Source organism: Desulfonatronospira sp. MSAO_Bac3, assembly GCF_003838035.1.
GTDB classification, from domain to species: domain Bacteria; phylum Desulfobacterota; class Desulfovibrionia; order Desulfovibrionales; family Desulfonatronovibrionaceae; genus Desulfonatronospira; species Desulfonatronospira thiodismutans.
This window is the reverse complement of record NZ_QYZY01000114.1, coordinates 1-9679: the sequence shown is the minus strand read 5'-3', so window position 1 is coordinate 9679 and position 9679 is coordinate 1. Positions and strand designations below refer to the sequence as shown.

6 protein-coding genes are annotated in these 9679 nt (G+C 56.6%); 1 reads left to right on the top strand and 5 read right to left on the bottom strand.

Annotated features, from left to right (window positions below):
- Nucleotides 1-185: 185 nt before the first annotated feature.
- The 4 genes from D5S03_RS04270 to D5S03_RS04255 form a co-directional block, all read right to left on the bottom strand.
- Nucleotides 186-1379, bottom strand: a complete 1194-nt coding sequence (locus tag D5S03_RS04270) for an efflux RND transporter periplasmic adaptor subunit (protein ID WP_287042779.1) — start codon at nucleotides 1377-1379, stop codon at nucleotides 186-188.
- A gap of 59 nt (nucleotides 1380-1438) precedes the next feature.
- Nucleotides 1439-3802: an ABC transporter permease gene (locus D5S03_RS04265; RefSeq protein ID WP_008869814.1), complete on the bottom strand. Its 2364-nt coding sequence runs from the start codon at nucleotides 3800-3802 to the stop codon at nucleotides 1439-1441.
- Nucleotides 3796-4521, bottom strand: a complete 726-nt coding sequence (locus tag D5S03_RS04260) for an ABC transporter ATP-binding protein (RefSeq protein WP_008869813.1) — start codon at nucleotides 4519-4521, stop codon at nucleotides 3796-3798. Before D5S03_RS04260 ends, D5S03_RS04265 begins: the two co-directional genes overlap by 7 nt.
- Nucleotides 4522-4680: 159 nt before the next feature.
- On the bottom strand, nucleotides 4681-5628 hold the full coding sequence (locus D5S03_RS04255) for a sulfite exporter TauE/SafE family protein (protein WP_287042778.1): 948 nt from the start codon (nucleotides 5626-5628) through the stop codon (nucleotides 4681-4683).
- Nucleotides 5629-6201: 573 nt separating this feature from the next.
- Between D5S03_RS04255 and D5S03_RS04250 the strand changes: the two genes are divergently transcribed.
- On the top strand, nucleotides 6202-7905 hold the full coding sequence (locus D5S03_RS04250; RefSeq protein WP_287042777.1) for a potassium channel family protein: 1704 nt from the start codon (nucleotides 6202-6204) through the stop codon (nucleotides 7903-7905).
- A gap of 121 nt (nucleotides 7906-8026) precedes the next feature.
- Here D5S03_RS04250 and ppcA read toward each other — a convergent pair whose 3' ends face one another.
- Nucleotides 8027-9484: a phosphoenolpyruvate carboxylase gene (gene ppcA / locus D5S03_RS04245; protein ID WP_287042776.1), complete on the bottom strand. Its 1458-nt coding sequence runs from the start codon at nucleotides 9482-9484 to the stop codon at nucleotides 8027-8029.
- Between the last annotated feature and the right edge of the window lie 195 nt (nucleotides 9485-9679).

The window sequence follows — 9679 nt, the reverse complement described above, 5'->3', positions numbered from 1 at the left end:
GTCAGAAGTCAGTAAAAACAAAGCAGTGCCAGTTAGTAACCAGCAAAGGATGCCCTGTAATTTTTACCTGCATCAGATCTGGGAGAAGTATCAATGCCAGGGTGTATTCGCCAGGGGATCAGGAAAACTTCAGGTTAGAACTTAAACTGATTGCACCTGACCAGGATCCTGGCCGTCCTCACTGACTATGGTCCAGCCTTCACCCGCACCCCGTCCCGGACCTGATCTCCGGGATGAGTGATTACCTTCTCTCCGGGTTCCAGCCCCTGAACCACCTGGGTCCGGAGCCCGCTGCGCCGCCCGGTCTCCACCCGGCGTACCAAGGCCCGGCCCTCCTGAAGCACAAATAACTGCCACTTACCGTTTTCCCGGAACAGGGCGCTGGAAGGCACGGACATTACTTCCAGGCCCTCCCAAAGAATAAACCTGGCCTCCACCCGGTACTCTTTGCCCAACTGCTCCCAATCCTGCCTGGGACTGGTGATCTCCACCAGCACGGGCACCCTCTGCTCCTCCACGCCCAGAGCGGATATCTTGGTGAAACCCGCCGGTTCCACCCGGCGCACCCTGCCGGCAAGGGGTTTTTCTCCCCCCCAGCGCTCAAGCTCCACCCGCATCCCGGGCCTCACCCTGACCGCATCCATGGATAAAAGATCCACCCGCACTTCCAGTTCATCCAGGTCTCCGATTTCCAGAATCTCCACCCCGGCAGGCACAGTTCCTTCCTGGTAATGCATCCGGTTCAGCACCATCCCGGACACCGGGGACCTGATCTTAAGACCCTGTTCCCGCCCGAGGCGCGCCCCCTGGGTAATGTCCAGCACCGCCCGGGCATTTTCCTTTTCAAAGAGCGCTGCCTCCATGGCCGAACGGGCCGCTTTCTTTGCCGCAGTGGCCCGCATCTGTTCATTGTGCATCTTGTCCATGACCGAGGCCGATATTACATTATGGGCAAAAAGTTCTTCATGGCGTCTGACTTCCCTGGCCGCGTAGTCCATCTGTATCCGGGCGTTTTCATGTTCGGCCCGGGCAGATTCCAGCCTGGCCCGGGCAGCCCTCAGATTCTCCCTGGCCTGCTCCTGGGCTCGAAGGTCCAGCCCGGGGGCGGGCAGAGCCTCCATGCTGAACAAAACCTCACCGGCCTGCACTCCGTCCCCCGGCTCCAGATCCACCCGGTGCAGATACCCCTGCACCGGAGCACTCATGACGTAGGTGGTTTTAAGCCTGGTGTAGCCTTCGTCCTCCACGTACTCGGCAAAGTAGCCCTTTTCCACCTGCACCGTGCTCACCGGCACCGGGGAAGGGGTTAGGGCTGCGGCCAGAGCTCCCAGGATGGCCAGTCCGGCCAGAACCAGGATAATTTTCTTTCTTGTGCTCATCTTTGTTTCTCTGCCGTTTTGTGGATGATCTGACTTGTTTGCGCCAGCCCCGTCCCCAACTATTCCGTCTTCAGGGCTTCCACCATGTCCAGACGCAGCAGTCTGCGTAGAATCAAGAGTACGGACAAAAACGTGGCCAGCAGCACCCCGGCCGCGGAAAAGGCAAACACCCCCGGCTGCAGCACGAAGGGCAGCCGGAAGAAATCCGTACTCAGGGCCTGGTTCAACCCGTAGGCAAAACCGGCCCCCAGAAGCCAGCCCAGGGGGATGGCCGCCAGGGTGACTACCAGTATTTCGCCCACAAGAATCCAGCCCACTTCCACCCGGGTCATTCCCAGGACCCTGAGGGTGGCCAGTTCGCGGTAGCGCTCCTCGTAGGCGATACGGGCATTATTGTAGACCACGGCAAAGGCTATGGAACCGGCCATGACAAGCAAGACCGCCATGAATCCCAGGGCAGTATCCTGGATATAGCTGCGGATATTGACCTCGGCCTGTGATGTGACTCCGATCCCGGCGATAGCCGGAGTGTCCCACAAATGCTCATAAAGCTCAAAGTGCCGGGTGTGGTCAGTGAGCAGCCAGGCACCGGACACTGCCGGTCCCTCCCCCATGACCCTGTTCAGGGCCCGGCGCTCCATGTAGGCCCCCACCCCGATGGGCTCCTGCACCAGGCGGGCCACCTCCATCTCCACGTTTCGGCGGCGGCCCTCCATGATTTCCACCTGCAGCGTGTCCCCGGGCTCAACCCCCAGATGCCCGGCCAGGTAATCAGTCAGCACCAGTCCCTGGAGGGGCAGCTTCACCTGGCTGAAGTCCTGGTCCAGGATTCCGCGCAGGGCCGGTTTTTGCTCCATGCCCATAATGCTGGTCCGATAGTCCCTCTGCCCATGCTTCAAGCGCACCGGTACGCTGCGGTAGGTTTCCACGAAAAGCACACCGGGCAGGACTTCAAGCTCCCTGCTGGACTGCTCATGCACGGACTCGGTAAACACCAGGTGCACATCCATTTTCTGGACCAGCCGATACTGAGTATCCAGCATATGATCCACCGAGCCGAACTGGTAGCTTCCAAGAAGCAGCAGGGACCCGGACAGGGCAATGCCCAGCACGGACATCAAGGCCTTGAATCTCTTGCGGGCCAAGTTGCGCAGGATGATCCGCCCGGTCTGATCCAGTATCCTGTTCCAGACTGGACCCTGAAATGACCCCAGGGAAAATTTTTCAGGGGCAGGAGGACGCATGGCCTCGGCCGGAGGGCTGCTTACCGCGCCGCGTACCGCCCGGAAAATCCCCAGCAAGGCGGCAGCAAGAGCAACAAACACAGCCAGGGCCAGAATCCGGGGGCTCAGCCTGAAAATAAGCTCCGGAAAGCGGAAATATTCGCCGTACAGGGCGGCCAGTTCCCCGGCGGCCCACAGGCCCAGGCCCACCCCAAGAATACAGCCAGAAGTCACAATCAGGCCCGAAAACAGGATGTAGTGCAGGCCGATTTCTTGATTGGTGTATCCAAAGGCTTTGAGCACCGCGATCTGGCGGCGCTGGGTGCTGATGATCCGGCTCAGGAGCACGCTCAGCAGAAAAGCGGCCACCCCCAGGAAAATCAGGGGCAGGACCACGGCCATGACCCTCAACTGGTCCAGTTCATCCTGCAGGAATCTGTGCGAGACCTGATCTTCGCGCCCATAGGCCCCAACCCCGCCGTAAGGGGCAAGTATCTCATCCAGGGCATCCAGGACCGATGCTTCATGGGCACCGGACTGCAGGCTGACAAGTACGCTGTTAAAAGCTCCCTGCATATCAAAGGCCGCTTCCAGGTCACGGCGGTTCATCCAGAGTACGCCGAAGCGCTCGTAGTCCGGAATAAGATCAGCTGGGCCGAGCTGATAGACAAACTCCGGAGAGAGGGCCACTCCGCTGATGGTCAAGGTCTCCAGCCGGCCTCTGATGATGGCTCTTAGTTCATCGCCGGGCTTCAGGCTGTGGGCCTGGGCCAGGGGCTCGCTGATTACCGCCTGTCCGGGCTGATCCGGCTCAGGAAGGCTGCCCCGGCGCAAGTACAGACGGTTCAGCCGGGGCTGATCTCCGTTGGGAATGGACAAGACCCGCCCCCGCACCGGATCATCAAAGGCCGGAACCTCCAGGCGCACCGGGGCTGCTACCCTGGTCTGGACCGCGCTTACTCCGGGAATTTCTTCCAGGCGGCTGGAGACGAATTCAGGCGCGCGCTTCAGGTCGCAGAAGATATGGGCGAAATTGTGGGTCTGATAGAACCGGTCTTTGGAGAGGTTGACGGCATCCAGAATGGTCACCGCCAGGATCAGAACCATCACCCCCGCCCCCAGTACCACCGAGATGGCCGCCACCTGCCCCTTTAGCTCCCACAGATCCCGAAACAGCTTGCGATTAATGGCCCTTACCATTTCAGCTCCCCGGGCGGCAGCCTGTGGGAATTGGGCTGGACATAGGCTATGCGGCCGTCACTGATGCGGATTACGCGGTGGGCCATCCGGCCTATGACTTCGTTGTGGGTGATGACCACAGTAGTGGTTCCCAGCGTGGCGTTTATATGCTCGATGACCTCCAGAACCCGGACCCCGGTTTTGGAATCCAGGGCACCTGTGGGTTCGTCGCATAAGAGAACAAAGGGGCGCTTGGCCACGGCCCGGGCGATGGCCACCCGCTGCTGCTCCCCCCCGGAAAGCTGGGCCGGAAAGTGATCCATGCGCTTACCCAGGCCCACCAGTTCCAGGGCCTCTTCCGGCGTCATGGGGTCGCGGCTGATCTCGGTGACAATGGCCACGTTCTCCCGGGCGGTCAGGCTGGAGATGAGGTTGTAGAACTGGAAAACAAAGCCTGCGTGATTGCGGCGATAATCGGTGAGCGCCCGTTCCCCGGCATGGGTAAGGCTTCGGCCCTGATACCTGATTTCCCCGTCTCCGGCCGAGTCCAGTCCGCCCAGGATGTTGAGAAGAGTGGACTTGCCTGAGCCTGAGGCCCCCAGAAGCACCGCCAGTTCGCCCTGGTACAGGTCCAGGTCCACCCCGCGCAGGGCGTGAATGATCACTTCCCCCATGCGGTAGGTCTTGCTCAGGCCCCGGATTTCAAATACGGCCTTGTCTGAAGGCGGGGAATTGTCCATACAGTGCGCCTGTCCCGGGTTTAAACTTTGGCAAAGATTAAAGCATTCGGCTCGATATCAACTTCCTTAGCTTTCAGTCCCAGCCCAGCAAGGGTCATAAATCCAACAGCCTCAATCTGATGATTTTTTTCAAAACTGTCTAAAAGAGTAAGTCACTGTCTAAAACAGGAAGCTGAGCATGTAGCGTCCCCCGGTAAAGATCAGGATGAAGGTCAGGACCCACTTGATCAAGTTGGCCGGGATAAATTTCTGGGTCCTGGCTCCGGCATACATGCCCAGCATGCCTCCCACGCCCAGGAGTATTCCCAGCAGCCAGTCCGGGGCCACCGCCATTTCGGGATAAAAAGGAGCTATGGCCTGAAATACGACTGCCGCCACCACAGATGTTATAAGCGTGCCCATGAGGCAGGCCCCGGCTATAGTGTATACCGGCAGCTTGAAAACGGCCACGAAAAAGGGAGCGATTATCGCCCCTCCGCCGATGCCGTACATGCCGCCCACCACACCCACAATGGCTGACAGGGTAAATATACCCATGGTTGGAGCAGATATGTGCTCGCCGTAAAACGAATATTCAATTCTTTTCAGTCCGAAATGGTGGAGCATAACCCTGGGCAGAGGGTCCCGGGACTTTTTTTCCTCTTTGTGCCAGCGGCTGACCAGTTCCTGGAATCGCTTTTCCGAAGAGGACTTGTCTGTACCCGGAAGGGGCTTTTTAATCAGGGAACGGGCCATGACCAATCCGATGTACATCAGGACAAGCCCTGCAAACACCTTGAAGTGAGTGGGATCGGGAAGGAACTGCACCCGGAAGAAAACCCCGATGATCACCCCGGGCACTGTCCCGGCGATCACCGTGATGGTCAGGGGCCAGACCATGCGTCCTTCTCTTATGAACCGGTATACCCCGCTGGGTATGGCCACAATATTGAACAGATGGTTGGTTGCGCTCACCGCAGGGGTGGTGAACCCGAGAATACTTACCTGGAAGGGAAGAAGGAGGTTGGCTCCGGACACCCCGCCCATGCTGCAGACAAAAGCCACTGCAAAGCCGGCCAGGAAAGGGATCCACGGGGCCACTTGGATTTCTGCCACAGGGAAATACACAAAGCCTCCATTAGACGATGGCCTGGCCCCCGACACCGGTTATCAGCTTAAACGCAGACAGAGGTGGGCTGGGGCAATTCATTCGCTTGGGTTTAGGCAACTACCTGAAAATAACGTAACAGTTTCAGGGTGGGGGGTTCTGGGCAACATGCGGAAAATTAAAAGGTCGCCGCCCACCCAGGTTTATAATTCTATTTTCCGGGATTAGCCTAAGCTTTCACCACCCAAGCAAATCCAGGGCACGGTGTAGCTCCCCTCCTTAGCCAAGGAGGGGTCGGGGGTGGTTGTATGAAATCCCTTCCTTAACGTTTTTCAGGGCCTCTGGGGGCTTGTGCCATCAGTCACAACCGGGGCCTTCTGAATGGTTACCCTTATTGCGTGTCAAGCGCAAGGTGTCAATTTTTTCCCGCTGAAAAACTTTTTCCCTGCCTCTTGCCTATAGAGTTACTGAGGTGTAGTAGAAGGGCGTCCTGTTTGCCGTTGAGGGAAAGTCTGTCTGATTTCGGCCTGCAGGAAAGAAGGCCTCGGTCCCCACCGACAGATGGGAATTTTTTTGTAAAGGTAATAAGACCAATGAAATTTATACCATCCATTGTCGCCTATTTTTTTGAGGACAAAACCGCCAAGAACAATATCCTGGCCCTTTTGAAGTTTCTGCTTGTCCTGGTTGGCATGATGGTCCTGTACACCCTGGCTTTTCACGGACTCATGGTTATGGAGGGGCAGGAGCATACCATCCTGGACGGTCTGTACTGGACTGCAGTGACCATGAGTACCCTGGGGTACGGAGACATTACTTTTCATACGGACCTGGGACGTATGTTTTCCGTGCTGGTTCTGCTGTCAGGGGTGATTTTCCTGCTGGTCATGCTCCCGTTTACATTCATCCGCTTTTTTTATGCCCCCTGGTTAGAGGCCCATAACAAGGCCAGGACCCCCAGGGAGCTGCCGAAAAAGACAACCGGGCATGTACTCTTGAGCAATTTTGACCCCATGATCGCCAACCTGGTGGAAAAACTGAAGCAGTACAACTATCCCTACTGCATCCTGGTTCCGGATCAGCAACGGGCCCTGGAACTGCATGACCAGGGCTACAAGATAATGCTGGGGGAGCTTGACGACCTGGATACCTACCGCAAGGCCCGCGCGGACAAGGCCGAACTGGTCCTGTTCAACAACGACGATCATACCAATACCAACGCCGTGTTCACCCTGCGCGAGCTGAGTCAGAGTACTCAGGTCATAGCCACTGCGGAAACCCTGGAGTCCTTAGACATACTTCAAATGGCCGGTGCCAGCCAGGTACACCAGTTCCCAGTTATGCTCGGCCAGGCCCTGGCCAGGCGGGTGCTTGGGGTGAGCATGCATGCCAATGTCATCGGCCGGTTCGGAGACTTGCTCATCGCAGAGACTCCGGTCATGCGCACTCCCCTGGAGGGCAAAAAAATCATAGAAAGCAGGCTTCGGGAAACCACAGGGGTCAACGTGGTGGGCATCTGGGAGAGGGGCAGCTTCAAGATCCCCCACCCGGACATGCGCATAGGCTCCAATACCGTGCTGGTGCTGGCAGGTTCCCAGGAACAGCTGGAAAAGTACGACGAGATATACGGCATCTACAACCTTTCCTTTGATCCGGTAATCGTCCTTGGCGGAGGCCGGGTGGGCAGGGCTGCGGCGGATGCACTGGCGGAGAACGATATTGATTACCGCATAGTAGAGAAAAGCTCGCGCATTGTGGCCAGCAAGGAAAAATACATTCTCGGCAATGCCGCGGATTTTCATACCCTGAAGCGTGCCGGGATAGACAAAGCTCCCTCCATTATCATCACCACCAACAACGATGACCTGAACATCTACCTGACCATCTACTGCCGCAAGCTGCGCCCCAAGATGCAGATAATATCCAGGGCCACCAGGGACAGAAGTGTTTCCAAACTGCACCAGGCCGGGGCGGACCTGGTCATGTCCTATGCCTCCATGGGCGCAAATTCGGTCATCAACTACATAAAGGGGGACAATGTGCTCATGGTGGCCGAAGGCCTGGATATATTCCGGGAGAAGGTTACCGGGAACCTGCACGACAAGAGCCTTGAACAAAGCAATATCCGCATGAAGTCCGGGTGCAGCGTCATAGCCATAGACTCCTCCGGCCGAGGGACAATCATAAACCCTGAACCGGATACCCGGCTGCAGGATGGAGACGAGCTCATACTGATAGGAACATCCGAGGCGGAGAAAAAGTTCCTGTGCACCTTTAAAAACGGCAACAAGCCATGAATATGCTTTTACCCATTTCATGCCTGGCCTGTTATGGGCAATAAAGGGTAGTTTTTACCCATTCCAAGACTGGCATGAAATGGGTAAAAAGATGAGGGCGAGCAGGAAAGATGCAGTCACATCAACCCAGAAAGCCCCGCAGAAGAGCAGCCCTGAGCATGAGATCGCCGGCCTGGGCTGAATCGCATGCATCCACTGCATTGCGCAGTCCGCGCACAATCTGGAGATGCTCCTTGCTTGCCTGGTGATCAAAACCTGAAGCCTGCAGGGCCTTGCGCAGGGATCTGCTCATGAGCGGACCCTCAAAATCAGTACAGGTCATGGCATATTCTATCTTGTCCCGGAAAGAGGGGTAAATCTCCAGCACAAAGTCCAGATCATTCTTGCTCAAAGACTCGAAGGCCAGCAGTTCAGGCGGCAGGCCCAGAGAATACATGGAGCATGTAAATGATATGGCTCTGGGCAGACTGACCTGTCCAATTTCCCGGGAATAGCCGAACTGACCTACGTGCAGTTTTCTGGCCCGCCTTCCGGGGACATATCTGGCCATGCGGCAGATTTGCGGAGCCAGTTCAGTGATGCGGCTGCGATAAGCCTGGCTGTAGCGCTCAATTACTTCCAGGGCTTTTTCTTCATCTATGTCCGCGGCAGGTCCAATGCTGCGCGACTTGAGGTGTTCGCAGGCCGCCTGCACTTCGTTTACAGGGTAGTCAAATTTGAAGGCAGACTGGATGGTGAAGGTGACTACGCTTGGGTATTCACGTCCAACCCTTTCGGCGCTGTGCGGATGCAGTCCGCCCCGGAAAGGAGCCGAGCCCATGCCCAGGATGGGATGCAAACGGACACCGGTGCGTGCAGCAACTTCATCAAACTTTTTCAGGGCAAGCTTATTGGCCAGGGCGGCCGAGGCCAGGCCATAATTCATGGCTGTGTCCGAACGGGCAAGAAACACCCTCTGGTCCTTTACGTCCTTGTCAGCCAGGTATTCATACATAATGTCCGAGACCTTGAGCATGGTGGGCACATCTTCAAAAAGCGGAATGACCTGGATAGTGGATGGAGAAAATTTGCCGATCCACTCGGCGATGGTGATATCCCCATCGCGGAACCTGGCACTCTGCCTGCCTATGATGTGATCAGTGTAGTAGCGGTATATGCGGTCAATACACCTGGCAGAAGTGGTCATGGGCAGTATTACTTCGAATATGGGAACAATGTCGCGGCCGTAAACCAGACGGGCGGCATCGTATGAACGTGGGATGCTCTCCAGAGTCTCCAGTAGAATCTTGGCCTCAGCCCTTTCAACGGTGGGGTTGGGCACGCGCAGGGTCAAGCGCAGATCACGGCCCAGGACGTTTTTACGAAAGTATTCGGGATAGTAGGAAAGCAGCTTTTTTACCACATAAGTATCGATCTCTTTGCCTTCCACGTCCCACATCTGTTCGTCGCAACCCAGATGGGAAAAGGCATAATAGGCCTCGCGAATCTCATCTTCTCCAGCCAGGACGCAATTGGTCGAGAAAAAAGGCGCGGAAGCATTGTCCGGATGCTGGGTGCTCATACACCGGGGAATTTTCATGGTCTACCAAATCTCCTTGTTGTTTTGACGGAATTGTCCAGTGTGCTGCGTCCGCTTCATGTCAGAAAACCGGTCAAAAAGCAGGGATACACTGATTTGCTGTCCGCGGGGAAAATGCGCCGGAAAAGCACTGAGTTCAACGCTAAGGCCCTGTTACAAAAAAGCATGAATCATGCCGTTATACCTCATGGGGGT

Bases quoted from the DNA above. Each gene is read 5' to 3' on its own strand.
- D5S03_RS04250 (WP_287042777.1), top strand. From the start codon at position 6,202: ATGAAATTTATACCATCCATTGTCGCCTATTTTTTTGAGGACAAAACC.
- D5S03_RS04270 (WP_287042779.1), bottom strand. From the start codon at position 1,379: ATGAGCACAAGAAAGAAAATTATCCTGGTTCTGGCCGGACTGGCCATC.
- D5S03_RS04265 (WP_008869814.1), bottom strand. From the start codon at position 3,802: ATGGTAAGGGCCATTAATCGCAAGCTGTTTCGGGATCTGTGGGAGCTA.
- D5S03_RS04260 (WP_008869813.1), bottom strand. From the start codon at position 4,521: ATGGACAATTCCCCGCCTTCAGACAAGGCCGTATTTGAAATCCGGGGC.
- ppcA (WP_287042776.1), bottom strand. From the start codon at position 9,484: ATGAAAATTCCCCGGTGTATGAGCACCCAGCATCCGGACAATGCTTCC.